The sequence below is a fragment of the Marinicella gelatinilytica genome, from assembly GCF_026410405.1.
GTDB classification, from domain to species: Bacteria; Pseudomonadota; Gammaproteobacteria; order Xanthomonadales; family Marinicellaceae; genus Marinicella; species Marinicella gelatinilytica.
In genome coordinates, this window is the sequence record NZ_JAPMLN010000013.1 from 26,878 (window position 1) to 43,580 (window position 16,703).

At 42.4% G+C, this 16,703-nt stretch carries 19 protein-coding genes and 1 pseudogene; 10 read left to right on the plus strand and 10 right to left on the minus strand.

The window, feature by feature from the left end; all coding sequences use genetic code 11:
* Positions 1–53: 53 nt before the first annotated feature.
* Positions 54–218 (plus strand): annotated as a pseudogene (locus OS173_RS13420) (type II toxin-antitoxin system RelE/ParE family toxin); the annotation flags it as partial.
* A 35-nt stretch (positions 219–253) separates the two neighbouring features.
* Here the strand turns inward: OS173_RS13420 and recG are convergent.
* The 5 genes from recG to OS173_RS09230 form a co-directional block, all read right to left on the minus strand.
* Positions 254–2,305 carry an ATP-dependent DNA helicase RecG gene (gene recG, locus OS173_RS09210; RefSeq protein WP_267183989.1) on the minus strand — a complete coding sequence of 684 codons (2,052 nt, stop codon included), beginning with the start codon at positions 2,303–2,305 and terminating at the stop codon, positions 254–256.
* Positions 2,306–2,317: 12 nt separating this feature from the next.
* Positions 2,318–2,698, minus strand: coding sequence for a RidA family protein (locus OS173_RS09215; RefSeq protein WP_267183990.1), 381 nt, complete (start codon positions 2,696–2,698; stop codon positions 2,318–2,320).
* Positions 2,682–4,865: a RelA/SpoT family protein gene (locus OS173_RS09220; protein ID WP_267184050.1), complete on the minus strand. Its 2,184-nt coding sequence runs from the start codon at positions 4,863–4,865 to the stop codon at positions 2,682–2,684. The genes OS173_RS09215 and OS173_RS09220 overlap by 17 nt, the downstream gene beginning before the upstream one ends.
* Before the next feature lie 42 nt (positions 4,866–4,907).
* The gene (gene rpoZ / locus OS173_RS09225; RefSeq protein WP_267183991.1) at positions 4,908–5,186 is read right to left on the minus strand and encodes a DNA-directed RNA polymerase subunit omega; all 279 of its coding nucleotides are present in this window, start codon (positions 5,184–5,186) and stop codon (positions 4,908–4,910) included.
* A gap of 132 nt (positions 5,187–5,318) precedes the next feature.
* Complete coding sequence (locus tag OS173_RS09230) at positions 5,319–6,791, minus strand: M48 family metalloprotease (RefSeq protein ID WP_267183992.1); 1,473 nt, start codon at positions 6,789–6,791, stop codon at positions 5,319–5,321.
* Between the two features lie 91 nt (positions 6,792–6,882).
* On the opposite strand from OS173_RS09230, the gene OS173_RS09235 reads away from it, so the two are divergent.
* Genes OS173_RS09235 through grxC form a run of 5 tightly spaced genes read left to right on the plus strand, consistent with a single transcriptional unit; the run spans position 6,883 to position 8,312 of the window.
* The gene (locus OS173_RS09235) at positions 6,883–7,203 is read left to right on the plus strand and encodes a DsrE family protein (RefSeq protein WP_267183993.1); all 321 of its coding nucleotides are present in this window, start codon (positions 6,883–6,885) and stop codon (positions 7,201–7,203) included.
* Entirely contained in the window at positions 7,203–7,481 is a 279-nt protein-coding gene (locus tag OS173_RS09240) for a hypothetical protein (RefSeq protein WP_267183994.1), read from the plus strand. Before OS173_RS09235 ends, OS173_RS09240 begins: the two co-directional genes overlap by 1 nt.
* Positions 7,478–7,744, plus strand: a complete 267-nt coding sequence (locus OS173_RS09245) for a hypothetical protein (protein ID WP_267183995.1) — start codon at positions 7,478–7,480, stop codon at positions 7,742–7,744. The genes OS173_RS09240 and OS173_RS09245 overlap by 4 nt, the downstream gene beginning before the upstream one ends.
* Positions 7,735–8,052, plus strand: coding sequence for a TusE/DsrC/DsvC family sulfur relay protein (locus OS173_RS09250; protein WP_267183996.1), 318 nt, complete (start codon positions 7,735–7,737; stop codon positions 8,050–8,052). The genes OS173_RS09245 and OS173_RS09250 overlap by 10 nt, the downstream gene beginning before the upstream one ends.
* 5 nt (positions 8,053–8,057) lie before the next feature.
* The gene (grxC, locus tag OS173_RS09255) at positions 8,058–8,312 is read left to right on the plus strand and encodes a glutaredoxin 3 (protein WP_267183997.1); all 255 of its coding nucleotides are present in this window, start codon (positions 8,058–8,060) and stop codon (positions 8,310–8,312) included.
* Position 8,313: 1 nt separating this feature from the next.
* Here the strand turns inward: grxC and OS173_RS09260 are convergent, their stop codons facing one another.
* The 4 genes from OS173_RS09260 to OS173_RS09275 form a co-directional block, all read right to left on the minus strand.
* A complete protein-coding gene (locus OS173_RS09260) occupies positions 8,314–9,384 on the minus strand; it encodes an AI-2E family transporter (protein ID WP_267183998.1) in 1,071 nt (356 codons plus the stop codon).
* Positions 9,385–9,463: 79 nt separating this feature from the next.
* On the minus strand, positions 9,464–10,630 hold the full coding sequence (locus OS173_RS09265; protein WP_267183999.1) for a hypothetical protein: 1,167 nt from the start codon (positions 10,628–10,630) through the stop codon (positions 9,464–9,466).
* Between the two features lie 218 nt (positions 10,631–10,848).
* Positions 10,849–11,853 carry an isocitrate dehydrogenase gene (locus OS173_RS09270; RefSeq protein WP_267184000.1) on the minus strand — a complete coding sequence of 335 codons (1,005 nt, stop codon included), beginning with the start codon at positions 11,851–11,853 and terminating at the stop codon, positions 10,849–10,851.
* 289 nt (positions 11,854–12,142) lie between these two features.
* Positions 12,143–12,628: a peroxiredoxin gene (locus OS173_RS09275; RefSeq protein ID WP_267184001.1), complete on the minus strand. Its 486-nt coding sequence runs from the start codon at positions 12,626–12,628 to the stop codon at positions 12,143–12,145.
* Positions 12,629–12,684: 56 nt separating this feature from the next.
* Between OS173_RS09275 and dapA the strand changes: the two genes are divergently transcribed.
* Positions 12,685–13,602: a 4-hydroxy-tetrahydrodipicolinate synthase gene (gene dapA / locus OS173_RS09280; protein ID WP_267184002.1), complete on the plus strand. Its 918-nt coding sequence runs from the start codon at positions 12,685–12,687 to the stop codon at positions 13,600–13,602.
* Complete coding sequence (locus OS173_RS09285; RefSeq protein WP_267184003.1) at positions 13,599–14,237, plus strand: hypothetical protein; 639 nt, start codon at positions 13,599–13,601, stop codon at positions 14,235–14,237. Before dapA ends, OS173_RS09285 begins: the two co-directional genes overlap by 4 nt.
* Before the next feature lie 50 nt (positions 14,238–14,287).
* On the opposite strand, the gene fdxA is transcribed toward OS173_RS09285, so the two are convergent.
* Positions 14,288–14,623, minus strand: a complete 336-nt coding sequence (gene fdxA / locus OS173_RS09290) for a ferredoxin FdxA (protein ID WP_267184004.1) — start codon at positions 14,621–14,623, stop codon at positions 14,288–14,290.
* 67 nt (positions 14,624–14,690) lie between these two features.
* Between fdxA and pcnB the strand changes: the two genes are divergently transcribed.
* Positions 14,691–15,956 (plus strand): polynucleotide adenylyltransferase PcnB, encoded by a 1,266-nt coding sequence (gene pcnB / locus OS173_RS09295; RefSeq protein ID WP_267184005.1) that lies wholly within the window; start codon positions 14,691–14,693, stop codon positions 15,954–15,956.
* Positions 15,946–16,482: a 2-amino-4-hydroxy-6-hydroxymethyldihydropteridine diphosphokinase gene (gene folK / locus OS173_RS09300; RefSeq protein ID WP_267184006.1), complete on the plus strand. Its 537-nt coding sequence runs from the start codon at positions 15,946–15,948 to the stop codon at positions 16,480–16,482. The genes pcnB and folK overlap by 11 nt, the downstream gene beginning before the upstream one ends.
* Positions 16,483–16,703 lie beyond the last annotated feature (221 nt).

The following is a 16,703-nucleotide window of genomic DNA, read 5'->3' on the forward strand; positions in this document are numbered from 1 at the left end:
GGGGCGTTAAACAAGCGGATACTTATTTAGATATATAGGACGAAGCGCTCCAGAATATTACGACAAACCCTGAGATAAGCGTCAAAATTGATTATATAAGAGCTGGCTATTACAAACACCCAATCAAAGAACATCTGATTTTTTACACGATTCATGATTTAACTACTCATGTTGTTCGTGTATTGGGTAATGAGATGGACTATGTCCAGCATTTATAGAAATTGCATAGGTATACGTTTATTAGTCTTTGATGTTAAACCTTCGCCAAAGTGGCGGCTTGGCGTTGCCAGCGGTGAATAATGGCTTGGCAGTTTTCCGGGTGGGTCTTTTGCATCAATTGTGCCAGTTTTTGTGCTTGATCTAATAGATCTTTATCGGTTTCCAAATTAACCAGTCGAAATTGCATGGCACCTTTTTGACGGGTGCCTAATATCTCTCCGGGACCGCGCAGTTTTAAATCGGTTTTGGCAATTTTAAAACCGTCATTGGTGTCGCGCATGGTGGAGAGTCGTATTTGTGCATTTTGACTCAAAGGTGCTTGATACATGAGCACACAATGCGATTGGCGTTCACCTCGACCAACGCGACCACGCAACTGATGTAATTGCGATAAGCCCAGACGTTCGGCATTTTCAATCACCATCAAAGTGGCATTTGGAACATCGACCCCCACCTCAATAACAGTGGTGGCCACCAACAGCTGGATTTTGGCCGCTTTAAAATCAGCCATCACTGCGGTTTTTTCGTCGTCTTTTAATCGACCATGGACTAAACCGATTTTTAAATTTGGAAACCAATCCTGTAATTCTTCATAGGTATCTTCCGCGGCCTTGGCCCGTAAGTGCTCAGACTCTTCCACCAGGGTGCATACCCAATAAGCCTGTTCACCGCGCTTGCAGGCGGCCTGTATGCGATCCGCTAATTGCGGCATTTTTTTATTGTCCAACAACACCGTATTCACCATTTGCCGATTAGGTGGCAGCTCATCAATCACTGAAACATCCAAATTAGCATACGCCACCTGCGCTAAAGTTCGCGGAATCGGTGTGGCAGTCATAATTAAGGTATGAGGCAACAAATCCTTATCTGCGCCTTTGTTTTTCATGGATAAGCGTTGATGCACGCCAAACCGGTGCTGTTCGTCAATAATCACCAGAGCCAAATTGCGATACACCACGTCTTCCTGAAACAATGCATGGGTACCAATGATGACTTGCGCCTGATCAGCAATGCGTGCTAGTTGTTCACGTCGTTCAGCTGATTTTAAACGACCTGATAAAAACGCCATTTCATTATCTGGGAAAAATTCAGCCAGAGTTAAACGGTGCTGTTCCGCCAATATCGATGTCGGTGCCATTAACACCGCCTGTTTGCCGTTTATAAGCGCATGAAAAATGGCACCGGCAGCCACCGCGGTTTTGCCGCTACCGACATCACCCTGAATAAGCCGTTGCATCGGTACTGCTTGGCATAAATCCGTTGAGATGTCGTGTAATACCCGTAGTTGCGCATCTGTTAACGTGAAAGGCAGTAAATCTAAAAAATTCTGTTTTTGTGCTGCGCTCAGAGTTAATACTGGTGCTTGGTGTTGTTGGCGTTTTTGTCTGAGGGCTTGCAAAGCCAGGAAATGGCTAACCATTTCCTCTATTTTTAAGCGCTTCTGACTGGCATGACGGCCACTTAATAGACGCGCCATATCAACATCAGGCGATGGTTGGTGAACATCATGTAAGGCCGTTTGCAAATCAGGCAGGGTGGCTTGTTCAAGCCAGTCTTTCGGTAACAGTTCAGGTAAATTAATCAGGCCTGTTTGTAAGTGTCCCAGGACTTGCGCCACTGCATTTTGAATGCGTTTTTGAGGTAAACCTTCGGTTTTTGGGTAGATGGCCGTCAGTCGATCAGTTAATGGCGGAATGTCTTCTGCTAACCAAAACTCAGGATGAATCATTTCCAAGCCATGCATGCCATGGTTAACTTCCCCAAATGCAAGAATCCGTTTGCCGGTTTGCATTTTAATTTTTTGAGAATAATAGAAGTTAAAAAACTTTAACTGAATAAAACCACTGTCGTCGGCCACTTCACAGACCAAAATTGTACGCTTACCTTGAATCACATAGCTTTTAGTGATTTCGCCTTGAATAAGAACCGGCTGCAAACTTTGGGCATGGCTTATCGGAGTCAGTTTGGTTTTATCCTCATAGCGCATCGGCAAATGAAACAGTAAGTCCAAAACCGATTCGATGTTAAGCTGCTTAAGTTTATCAACCGCCGCAGGACCGATACCTTTAAGATCTGTTAATTGCACCACCTGTGCCCTTTAGGGCATGGCTATGATGGCATCAATTTCAATAAGAGAATCCTTGGGTAAGCGTGCCACTTGAACTGCTGCACGTGCCGGATAGGGTTCACTTAAATAACCACTCATAATTTCATTCAAACCGGCAAAATCATTCAAGTCTTGCAAGTACACATTGAGCTTAATGGCATTTTGTAAGCCACTACCGGCGGCTTCCGCCACTGCCTGTAAATTTTTAAACACCTGATGCGCTTGCCGGGAAAAGTCTGCGGGTAACATGTCACCGGTTTTCGGGTCTATGGGAATTTGTCCCGAGGTATATAACACCCCATCATAAACAACTGCTTGTGAATAAGTGCCGATGGCAGCCGGTGCTTTATCTGTATTAATTATTTTTTTCATGGTAGACCCGTTTAACGTTAAGAACTTCAGTGTGGCGCTGTAATCGGTTCATTAATTGAGTGGCATGACCTCTGCTCTCAACCTCAACCACAAAATTTAATTGTGAAAAACCGCCTTCTTTGTCCACTTGATCAATGGTAACAATATTAACATCTTCCGCAGCTATCAAGGAAGCCAGATTCGCCAATACCCCGGTACGATTAATAACATCCACCATCAATTTTGTTTTAAACACCCCCGAAGGATCGACATTCCATTGGCATTTAACTGAACGCTCAGGACTGTCTTTTAATGTTTCCATTAGATTAACACACTGACTGCGGTGAATAACAACGCCTTTAGCAGGACTTAAATAACCGGTGATTTCATCACCCGGTAAGGGAAAACAGCAATGTGGATAGTTAACAATCGAACCTTCGGTGCCATCAATAACAAGCGCTTCTTTAGGCTGATAGTCTTTATCGAGCTTGCGTTTTTTCATCAACGGCAGTAATTTTCGAGCCACAATCGATGGCAATAACTGCCCATAGGCGAAGGACTTTAACAAATCATCCATGGATTCTAACTGATAGTGTTTTAAAACACGGTTAATGGTTCTGGCATCCAAAGCCTCAAAAGAATGACCAAAGGTGTCCAAAGCACGGTCTAACATTCGATGACCCAGTAATAAGGCATCTTCATCTTTAATGTCTTTCAGTTCTTTTCTGATGGCAGTTCGTGCTTTACTGGAGACCACCACGCTTAACCAATCGGCATTGACCGTTAGACCTTTGGTGGTTTTAATGGTAACGGTGTCACCGGTTTCCAAAACCTTTGATAAGGTCGCCGGTTCATCATTGACCACTGCACTCACAGCATGAGAGCCAACAGATGTATGAATGGCATAGGCAAAGTCCATAGCTGTTGATTTTATCGGCAACTGGACAATATCACCTTTGGGGGTAAAGACATAAATTTCATCCAGGCCTAAATCAGATTTGAAATTTTCATAAAATTCCAATGAACTACCTGAATCTTCTTGTAACCTTAACAGCGACCCAAGCCAACTGCGCACTTTATTCATCGAAGCAGTTGATTGTGCAGCCTTTTGTTTATACAACCAGTGTGCCGCCACCCCTGCCTCACTCATTTGATCCATGTTCTCTGTGCGGATTTGAATCTCTAGTTTAAGACCATAAGGACCTGTAACAATGCTATGAATTGACTGGTAACCGTTTTGTTTCGGTACCGCAATGTAATCTTTGAAACCATTTTCACTGGGCGGATATAGATTGTGGATAACCCCCAAAGCCAGATAACATTGATGTAACTCCTGCACAATGATGCGAACACCAAATAAATCATGAACTTCATCCAACGTTAATTGTTTTGACTTAATTTTTTTGTAAATACTATAAGGCGATTTCTGTCGACCGCTTACCTCAGCAACCATAGACGCATCGAGCAATGCTTTTTCGATGTTCTTACAAATCTTTTCAATGGCTTTTTTACGATTTCCGGCAATTTCTTTGGCACCGGAAACAATTTGTTGATAGCGATTGGGATGTAGGGCTTTAAAAGCATGCTCTTCCAATTCTTTTTGGATTTGCTTTAAGCCGATACGTTCGGCAATGGGGGCATACACATCAATGGTTTCTTGAGATATACGCTTTTGACCCGGCCGGCTCATGGCTTCAATGGTGCGCATATTATGTAAACGGTCAGCCAATTTAATGATAATTACACGGATATCATCGGACATGGCAAACAACATTTTCACAAACGTTTCTGCCTGAGCTTCTTTAAAGTTTCGGAATTTCAGCTTGTCTAATTTGGTGACTGCTTCTACCAAGTTGGCGATATCTTTATTAAACTCTTTAACAATATCGTCAAATCTAACGTCGGTATCTTCAATGGTGTCATGTAGAACACCGGCAATTAATGTATCAATATCCACCCGCATCTCAGCCAAAATGGCCGCCACTGTAATCGGATGGGTTATATACGGTTCACCGGATTTTCGGATTTGTTTTTCATGGGCGTAAGCACCGTAATGAACGGCTTTGCGCAATGCTGATTTCTCGTCAGCATTGAGATAAGAATTGGTGTTTTCTTTGAGTTTTTTAAAAGCAGCTTGTACCGCTTTATGACTCATGGTGTCAGAAGTGTATGACAAACCTGTCGTCATCACATCCAACACCATTTAAAATTTAAAAAGTCTTGATAATCGTTACTCGCTGTCTTCATTATCTTGGGTCTCAGCGGCTGCATTCCAAGCTTCCAGCTCTTTCGCACGCTTAGCTTCCAGTTCTAACTCAGCCAGTATTTCATTATTAATTTTGCCATCTGCAATTTCTCGCAAAGCCAAAACTGTGGGCTTATCATTTTCTTCTTCTACCATTGGCTCTTGGCCGTTGGCAATTAAGCGGGCGCGTTTTGACGCCATGATAACCAAATCAAAACGATTCGGTACGACTTCTAAACAATCTTCTACGGTCACTCGTGCCATTTTTATTTCCTGTGTTATTTTTTGCGCAATCGCGCATTTTAATCAAATCAGCAACTATTTTCAAAGTTTATTGTGTTTGAAGCCAATTAGTATCAATGGTTTGTCGAATTTTACCACTTTTGCCGCACACCATCAGCGACCGGGACGATTTCTATCTCGCTCTCGATTATGCTCATCATCGGTGATAAGAGGTTCATATTCAACGACTTGAGCGTCTATTTTTGCTGTTTGGTAAAAATCCAGATTTTCATTTTTACGCAAATTTTTCAAAATTCGGACCGCTTGGTAATTTTGACCCAATAAATGCGCCCGTCTGGCCATCGCTTGAGCGGCATCAATCGGCTTCATGGCTTTGTAATAGGCAATTGCCAACATATCTTGATAATGTGGATTTTCAGGGTACTGATAGCTGAGTTTACGTATATTACGAATGGCCTGATCTATCACCTCTAAATCATCGGATTGCATCATGATTTGAGCCGTCTCTTCCAGCACCAGATTATTTTCCGGATACTGAGTAAGCAATTGTTTGATAAATGTCTGACCTTGCTTGCCATCCATTCGACTTAAGTTCTGAGCTTTTAATAACTTCACCACCACCATGGTTTCTGCATCCGTATTAATTTTTTCGATGGTGTTAAGTGAGGCTGCAAATTTATTGTGCTGATATTGATGCAAAGCACGACCATATAAAAATGCAGCTGAGTTGACTTTAGATTCGCTTTGGTTATTATAGTAGGCTTCCAAACCGTCAAACTCATTGGCCGTTAATACCCGTAACCGCTCCTTGACAAAATCATACATACTCGATTCTTTATACACCTTAGGCGCAAAATTTTTACTGCGGTTTTTTGCTTCAGTAACACGATTGACTGATAGTGGATGAGTTCTTAAATACTCTGGCAATTGGTAACGAGGATCAACTCGATTTTTTGTCATTAATTTAGCAAAAAAACCAGCCATGCCTTCAGGATTCAGATCGGCTTTATACAAGGTATTAATACCGACACGATCAGCTTCGTATTCGTGATAACGGGTAAAGTTAATTGCCAATTGTTGTTGCAGCCCAGACATGGTTGATGCAATGGCAATGGGCGCATCACCACTGCTGCTCGAACTGGCGGCAGCCGCAGCCGCGAGCATTCCTAAAAGTATAGGGATGGTGGCTTTTTGTTGTTTCGCAATCATACGCGAAATATGGCGTTGACTCACATGGGCAATTTCATGCGCCAAAACCCCTGCCAATTCACTTTCGTTGGCAGTTTCCAGAATAAGTCCTGAATAAACCACAATTAATCCACCCGGATAAGCAGATGCATTAATAACATCTGCCGGTACCACAAAAAAGTCATACGCTTGCGTGGGCTTGTCGGAATGAGCCGCTAATCGGTAACCCAGATGATAAATATAAGAAGCCACCACTGCGTCAGTCATCACCATTTGGTAGGCATACATTTGCTGTCTGATTTCTTTACGATAACGCGCCTCATCATCTTCCGACATCACAGCATCAGAAGGGTTACCCAAATCCGGTAACTTTATTTGCGCGTACGCCACCGGTTGCCAGAGACTGACAAACAAATAGATGATTAAAACAAATTTCATGCCCATATTGTATAATTTAGACTGTTAATTTACGCTTAAATTCAATAACGATTACTTATTTTACGTTAACCGGTTAGCTATCTATAGAAATATGCGTCTTTGTTTATTAATCAACCCCACCGACAACTGGCAACAAGCTGTTGCGCATGCCCGCAAATTGGTAACGGCCTCAGCAGAAAAGCATGAAGTGATTGGTCTGTTTTTCTACGGATCTGCCGCCAAGATCATTGCCGATCCGAAACAACAAGCTCAATGGTTGTCTTTCAGCAACATCCCTTTATATATTTGTCGCACCATGGTGGAACAACATAATCTCTGCGATGAATTACTTGAACCACCCTTTACGGTTATCGGCATGGCACCTTGGGTCGTGTTAATGGAACAAGCTGATCGTATTGTGGAGATTATTTAATGCGGACTTTATTCAATATTACACCTGACCAGGATATACAAAGGCTACAACAAACACATCTCCTGATACTGGCATTACTCAATTTTGACCATACCGTGGACATTGTATTTCATAACAACAGCGACCTGCTGATAGAGGACCACCAGAACTTGTATCAACAATGGCAAGCTTTACCTTTATATGGTGCCCGCGATTTTAAGTTCCTGAACAGCCGTCAGGACAACATCAGTCAGCAACATTTTCACAAACTCATCCAACAAGCCGACTTTATCTCATGAGCACACTTCACCAATACAAATGGCAAAACCTTACGCACTGCCAACGGCGTTTGCATTATTTAGCCGCTGATGATGCGTTGCTTATTTACGGTACATTCAATCGCAGTGCGCAACAACAATTAATGGCTCAACACGACATTCTGAGTGCCCGGTGTTTCTGGCTGACAAACAAACCTTCACGTGACGACGACATCGCACATGTCAATTATCAACAATGGTTGACCTTGATCGCTGAACACGATAAAACACACACATGGAAATAACTGAGCTCAGAATTGACCAACATGGCCATTTGCAAAACGCCGCTGACTGGAGTCCAGAAGTGGCTGACATTTTTGCGCAAAAAGATGGTTTAATATTGACTGAAAAACACTTGGAAATTATTATGGCGGTTCGCGATATTTACCAAGAGACCGGAGATACACCACCTATGCGGTTGTTAATTAAGGTACTGAGATTACGACTTCATGATGACATTGACTCACGTTATTTATACCGATTATTTCCAGACGGACCGGTACGCTATGCCAGTAAATATGCCGGTTTACCCAAGCCTAAACATTGTATGTAAAAAAAATGAAAAATGAAATCATCGTTTACAGCACCCGAATATGCCCTTTCTGCGTGGCTGCTAAAAACTTATTGACAAGCCAAAACTTGGATTACCAAGAAATTATGGTCGACAAAGACCCAGAACAAAGAGCCATAATGATGGAAAAAAGCGGCCGCACGTCGGTCCCTCAAATTTTTATTAATGGCACCCATGTGGGTGGTTTTGATGACTTAAATGCAAAAGTTCGTAACAACGAACTCAACTCTTTGTTGCGATAATTTAAGAACGGTCTATATCGGTGGCCAATAGTGTTCTGGGCCAAGATTGAATAATGGCGTTGACTAAAGTTGCCAGCGGGATGGCAAAAAACACCCCCCAAAAGCCCCAAACACCACCAAAGAACAACACCGCCACAATAATCGCCACCGGATGCAGATTGTTAACTTCAGAAAAAAGCCATGGCACCAAAGCATTGCCGTCCAAAATCTGAATCACACCATAAGATATCATGACATAAGCAAATGAAGGTGACCAGCCAAATTGTACAAAGGCTACCAAAGCAATTGGAAATGTCACTGCCACAGCACCAATAAAAGGTACCAACACAGAAAACCCTGTCAGTGTTGCCAACAAGATGGCATAGTCCAAATCCAAAAACACAAACACAATGTAAGTAATTAAACCAACCAGCAATATCTCAAAAGCTTTGCCCCGAACATAATTACCAATCTGAACATCCACTTCATGCCAAACCGACAGCGTCAATTTAGAGTCGCGCGGAATGAATTGTCGTAACCAAGCTAATATCTGCTGTTTATCTTTTAACAGAAAAAAAACTAAAATCGGCATCACCACTAAAAATACGGCAATCGAGAAGGCACTAAATACAGATGACACTGTTTTGCCTAAAATTTGCTGGCCAATTATGGTTACCTCACCGGTGACCTTGTTAATGAGCCCTTGAACTTGTTCTGGTTGGATTAGATGCGGATATTTTTCCGGTAAAGCACGCATAAAGTCCATACCGGTTGAAAAATAATTGGGCAAGGCTTGCACTAATTGAGTTACCTGCGTAATTAGTTTTGGTACCAACCAAACCAATAAAATGAACATCACAGCCACAAACACCAAGAACACAACACCAACGGCCACCACCCGAGGCACCTTAAGTCGCTCCAAGCGCGCAATCACACTTTCTAACAAATAGGCCACCACAATGCTGGCTAAGAACGGCGCCAAAGCACGACCAAAATATATAATAAAAACGAAACTGACCAGCAAAGCCATGGTCAAGATGACGATTTGCGGATCAGAGAAATTTCTTTTAAACCAACTAGTGAATACGTTCATAATGGCAATTATATGTCAGAACGCGACAGAACCCACGTCTAAAAAGATATCCTGAAAAGAATTACTCAGAGAAAAAAACTTAGAAAGTTTTAAGCCAAGAGAGTACCGCTTCTGTATGACGGCCCTCAAAAGCACTGCTGACCCTACCAAAATCAGTGCGGCCAAAATTCAATGGTTGTGGCGCATAACTGGCGTATAAATCTAACTGTCCACCTAAAATATGGGTGGTCATCCCTATGCGTACGCTGTAGTCTGCCGAAATGGCTTTTAAAATCGTGGTCAAATCAGCATCAGTGGCCGGTGGCTGCTGTCGTCCTGAATATTCTATGTTGAACTGTGTACCTTGCTTAAAGGTGTGGTTATAACCCACTGCAAAGACGGTTTGGTCCGCCCACTTAAACTCAGGGCTTTCCATGTCATTCAAGAAACTTAAGAAAATATCAGGGTATGAACGCGACACGAATGCGTTAACATCACTGTAATAGTTATGCCGGGCAATAAACTGAAAACTATCTTGAGCGGTTATTTGAAGATTAAAGGCGACGTCTATACTTGCCGGAATGTCAAAATCAGCCGGGTCCGCTTGCACACCTAATAGCTGACTAAACCCGTCCATATCAATTTTTGACTGATAACTGGTTTCAAAAGACAGCCAACGATTGAGACTATGCTCAAGTCCTAAGTTAACACCTAGACCATTGCTGGTTTCCGTGTAGCTAACTGGATACATATCCAACTGACCATAGGTCAAAATAGGTGACGCTAAGAAATTAATATCGGAATAATTTTGTTGCGCAAACAACACCGCAAAATTAAATTGTGACTGTTCAGATAACTGAAAAGCCACCCCGGGTGCAAATATACGCCGACTATACTGCTCACGGTCAGTAAATAACAATTGATCAATTTCAAAGAGATTGTCAGAGAAGCTGGCCGGTTTGATAAATGATTTCTCGTAATCAAAGGTAAAGAAGTAATTTTTACCATCCATCAAATCACCCAGGTGATTCAGTCGTTCCTGTGAAAAGTAATATTTAGCACCGGCAAAACTGACAGCCTGAGGGAATTCTGCCGTGGGGGAAATATTCAACTGACGATAAAAATTCGGGTAAATTCGAGCCGCAATATCACCGCGCCAGTGACCCAAATCCATGATGGGCACTGCTGACGGACTTGTCAATGGTGTGGCTTGTGACGCCTGGTTCACAGATAGCAACACAACAAATAAGGATAGGAACAATTTCATCAATTTGACGTTTAACGGTAATTTAATATATTAATGGATGTGATTTTTGCAAAAAAACAACATAAAGTCAATTTAATGTGTACATATAACTCAAATAATTCACGTTTAAGCCCATAATGTTGTAATAGCGCAACATATTAACCAGAATTACAATTTTTTGACCAAAGCCCGATATGACTTTCGGGCTTTAGTGTTAATCAATTTGAGGCCTCTATTACTTACAAACGACTGATAACAGCCTGGGTAAATTCTGCTGTTTTCGCCTGGCCACCCATATCACCGGTCAGACAGTCTTTCGCTCCGATGGTGTCTGTGATGGCTTGTCTAATTTGGTTTGCTTTATCCACATGGCCCAAATGTTCAACCATCATGGCCGAGGCTAAAATCAATGAGGTCGGATTAGCAATTTTTTTACCGGCAATATCAGGTGCTGAGCCATGTACGGCTTCGAACATAGCCACATCTTTACCAATATTCGCACCCGGCGCCAAACCGAGACCACCAACCAAACCGGCACAAATATCAGAAATAATATCGCCGAATAAATTTGTGGTCACAATAACATCGAACTGTTCGGGGTTCATAACCAGTTGCATACAGGCATTATCAACAATCAAGGTATTGAACTTAATGTCAGGATATTCCTTGGCCACTTCTTGAGCCACTTCCAAAAACAAACCGGAAGTGGTTTTCATAATATTGGCCTTGTGAACTGCCGTGACTTTTTTACGACCTGCTTTTTGAGCCAGGTCAAACGCATAGCGAACAATATTTTCAGAAGCTTCGCGGGTTACAATAATTTTTGATTCCGCAATGGTGCGTTCGGCATTGATGGTTTGACCTTCACTTAAATAAGCCCCTTCGGTATTTTCACGTACCGTTAAAATATCAATGTTTTCATAGCGCGCCATGGTACCGGGAAATGTAATGACAGGTCGCACATTGGCATATAACTTAAAGTAACGACGCATGGCCACATTAATGGAACTAAAACCTTTACCGACCGGTGTTGTCAATGGGCCTTTTAAGCAGACACCATGTGTAGAAATGGCATCCAGCGTATCTTGTGGCAATAAATCATTTTGGCTTTCCAATGCCGCTAAGCCGGCTTCTTTAAATTCGTATTCAAAATCAAGATCCAAACCATCTAATACGGCCAAAGTGGCATCCATAATTTCCGGCCCGATGCCGTCTCCTTTAATTACAACGATTTTCTGAGTCATTTTTATTCCTATTTTATTCTAATGTGGTTTTGAGACCTTGGCGTAATACTTGATCCATTGAAAAAGTGCTGAAATTTCACTCATTCACTGATGAATTGCAATGGATAGTCACTTTATTGATAAGCCGTCTGACGCTGATTGGCAAAACATCGAACCATTCTCGTGAAGTTTTCTACTGATTTAACACGATACATAATCCATGCCAAGATCTCCTTTATTGTTGCGGTCAATTATACCTAATCGATGTCCATTATGACAGCAACAGCAGCCATCTGAATTTAAGAAATCTTCAATTTTCATTGATTAGCTGTTTGACTTGCTGCAACACGTCTTCTACGTGACCTTTTACTTTAACTTTTCGCCAGGACAATACCACGTCACCTTGTGCATTAAGCACAAAAGTACTGCGCTCAATACCCATGAATTTTTTTCCATACATGTTTTTTTCTTTGATTACATCGAAAGCACGACAAAGCACCTCTTCGGTATCAGCCACCAATTGAAATGGCATATTGAACTTTTCTTTAAAGTTTTGCTGTTTTTTTAGACTATCTGCAGAAACTCCGATTATTTCACAGCCCAATTCGGTAAATGCCGAATAAGCCGCACTAAAGTCCTGGCTTTCCTGACTACATCCGGGGGTATTGGCTCGTGGATAGAAAAATATACATACATAGTTTTCAACCATCTGTGCCAATGAGGAGGTGGCTCCGTTGGTGAGCAAAACAGGCGTTTGCATTATATTGTCTTCAATTTTTAGCATGGTTTCTTTCATATTATTTCCAAAAAACCCTATAATTATGGCTCTTTAAACACTAAGTACAAGTTTTTATGGGTCAAAATCGTCAATCTCCCCTTCATGCCCACGAGTTATCCGGCGCTATGGTGGCTTTGGTCACACCCATGCACGAGAATGGTGAGATTAATTGGGACCAATATCAAACCTTACTTGATTGGCACATTAAAATCAAAACACCTGCACTCATTATTTCCGGCACCACCGGAGAGTCTGCGTTATTAAACACCCAAGAAACACAACAACTATGGGCCCGTGCCATAAAATACTGCGGCGACAGCAACACGTTGGTGGTCGCCGGTACCGGAGCCATTTCTCCTGATCAGGTTATGGTTAATAATCAGCAAGCAGCAGACTGTGGTGTGCAAGTTGCTTTGGTGGTTACGCCTTATTATTTACGGTTAACACAACAGGCCTTAAAAGACCATTTTTTAGCCATTGCTGATGCCAGCCCAATACCTATTTTACTATATAACGTGCCAACAAGAACCGGCAATGACTTACAAACTAAAACCACAAAAGAGTTGGCCAAACACCCAAACATTATTGGCATAAAAGAAGCCAAAGCGGATATGGAGCGCATAGCGCAATTGGCCAAAATAGATAATTTTGCGGTACTATCGGGCGATGACAACAGCTTCTTCCAAGCCATGCGTGAAGGTGCCCAAGGCGTGATTAGCGTGGCCGCCAATGTGCGTCCTTTGGCCATCCAGCAAATCTGCCATGCCATGGTATTAGGTGACATGGCTAAAGCCCAAGACATCAACCAATCTTTAGAAGCCCTCTATCAATTACTTGGCCATGAGCCTAATCCCGGCCCCATAAAAGCTGTTATGGCGGCTGCAAAAATGCTATCATCCGGCATCCGCCGTCCATTACAACTTATGCCACTAAACCAAGCACAGTTAAAGCAACATTTGGGCGCCATTGAACAGGAGTTTACACAAACATGAAATTAAACATCAAATTCGGCAAAAGTCTTATTCTATTGAGCTTATTCATTTTATTGAGTGCTTGTGGGCGCATGGTTAAGGAAGAACCTTATTTAGAAGCCCAGCAAGTCAAGCCACTGCAAGAAGTTGAAGGACTTGATTTACCACAGGACACCGGTCAATTAGCCATCCCTGACATTAAAACCGATAACCAGGCACTGACTGGCATTGCTGTCCCGCCACCGGAAATGGCTTTTGCCAAACGCCGAAGCAGCGATGAAAATGTGGTTATTATTGATGCCGATGGCGTTCCCACCATGGAATTATTTAACAACAAAGATGCCTGGCAATTAATGAATGGTGATTTTGGTGAGCATTGGTTTATTATTGATGCCAATGAAGCGGACTGTCAAGTGACCCTGCATTATGACGATCCGATTAACAAAATGGTTGATGATCAAGGCTTCTTTAAAAAGCTGTTTACATTTAAAAGCCGATATATTGACCGTTCCGGCCAATATGTTCTGACCTGCTTAAAACTACCTCAAAAACAACAAATCTGGGTTCAGACCTTAGACTTCAAAGCGCCTTCTGCCTTTGTGGTCGATGACTTGTTCAGTCATTTGTTTAATGCGGCAATCGACGATAACTCTTAGAGGTGGCCACCGGCACCCGCTGACCGGGTGCCGGCTAGACTAACGTCAACTCAATCATCTTCGCCGCGATCTAACAAATGGATTTTATCTTCAACTTGCGCCCATTCATCAGCATCTTCAGGGGCATCTATCATGGCGGTTATAACCGGCCACTTAGGCGACAATTCAGCATTAATGGCGAGAAATTTTTCTTGGCCGGCCGGCAAATCATCTTCCGGGAAAATGGCATCCACCGGACATTCAGGCTCACATAAAGTGCAATCAATACATTCTTCGGGATCAATCACTAAAAAATTAGGGCCTTCGTGAAAACAATCGACCGGGCAAACCTCAACACAGTCGGTGTATTTACACTTAATACAGGCTTCGGTGACGACAAAAGTCATTCAATGGCTCCTTGATTTGATATAATTCCCAATTATACTATAAGCCAATATAACGAAACCACCTAACTTGCTAAATAAGAACCCCATTACATACCGTCAAGGTCAGCATCATCTGCCTCATGACGAAATTAACAATGCCGTAAAAAAAATTATACGTAAATTAACCGATGCCGGTTATGAAGCCTACTTGGTGGGCGGTGCTGTGCGTGATTTATTACTGGGCCTTCACCCCAAAGACTTTGATATTGCCACCGATGCCACCCCTGAAAATGTCAAGCAGGTCTTTAAAGGCCAGTGTCGATTAATTGGTCGCCGTTTTCGTTTAGCGCATATTTACATGGGCAGCCAGGTTTATGAAATTGCCACTTTTCGCGGCTCAGACAGTGGTGACCGGGTACTTAAAAAAGGCCAAATCATTCGAGACAATGTCTATGGCACCATAGAACAAGACGCCATACGCCGTGATTTTACCTGCAACGCCTTATATTACGACATCGAAAATCGTGCAGTATTGGATTTTGTTGGTGGTATTGATGATTTGGAGCGCGGCGAGTTAAAACTCATCGGTCAAGCAGATCAACGCTTTATCGAAGATCCTGTGCGGATGCTTCGAGCCGTGCGTTTTGAAACCAAACTAGGGCTGACATTACCGCCGGAAATGGCTCACCAAATAACCGCTCATCGTCACTTATTACATCAGGTCCCAATTGCCAGGCTGTTTGATGAAACCGTTAAAATGTTTCATTGTGGCAATATGGCAGCCGCCTATCACAAATTATGTGCGTTGGATTTGTTCGAGATACTGTTTCCGGATGCTGTTAAACACCTCAGCCATCAATCTTGGCATGATTTACTGGTTCATGCTTTTAACAACACCGACGAACGCTTAAAAAATGGTTTATCAGTTACCCCGGTATTCCTCACTGCCTGTATTTTATGGCCATCATGTGTGCATTTATACGAATTATACCGAGGTCAGGGCAGATCACCTCATGATGCGCTTCATCAAGCGGCCGGACAAGTATTAAGTCAACAACAAAAACATCTGATGATTCCGCGCGCCATTCAAAACGGTGTTCGACAAATGTGGATATTACAATTGCGTTTCAAAAAAATGTTCGGTAAAGGCATCTATTCCACCTTGCATCACCCCAGATTCCGAGCCGGCTACGATTTTTTACTGTTGCGTCATCAAGTAGACAACCATTTAAACAAAGAAGCCGATTTCTGGACACAAATCCAAAACATGCCGCCTGAAGCCATTAAAAGTCTGATTTATGGTAAGCGTAAAAAACGCACCATCAACTATCAACTCACGATTCATGGCGAATGATTACCGGGTCTATTTAGGTCTTGGTAGCAATCAAGGTCAACCACCCAAACAAATAACCACTGCCACTAAGCACATTGCCCGTATAGCTAACACCCGCATTATAAAAGTCGCACCCTGGTATAAAACCAAACCCTGGGGTGTCACCGACCAAGCTGACTTTATCAACACCGTCATTGCCATAAAGACTGGTTTAAGCCCTTTGGCACTTTTAAAGCAAATTAAACGCATTGAGTATCAGCTAATGACCCGCCAAATCAATCAGCGGTGGCACAGTCGTTGCATAGATATTGATATTCTTTATTATGAGAACCGGCCATTTGTGCGCCAGCAACTACAATTACCGCATCTATTTTTGGCGGAAAGGTGCTTTGTGATGCGGCCTTTACTGGACATCAAACCTCAGCGATTACCGTTAGCAGCAAAACGTGCCATGATGCTAAACAAATCATGCTGCCACAATTTGCAACACCAGAGAAACATCTTAGAAAGCAAAAAAATACAACAAATAATCCGAACCAACAGATAAAAGCGTTGTTTTTTTGCAACACTCCGTTCTATTTGTTGCATTTTTTAAACAAAAAGCAAAAAGACTGTTGCATTACTGCCAATTTTAGCGTAAGATTGGATTCAGTTTTAGAGTAAATCATTTCAAACTCCAAGACCAAACCAGGGCACAAAAGTAAAATATCGTATTTAACCCATCCAATTTGGATGGGTTTTTTTTTGCATATCTGCTAAAATAGTTGG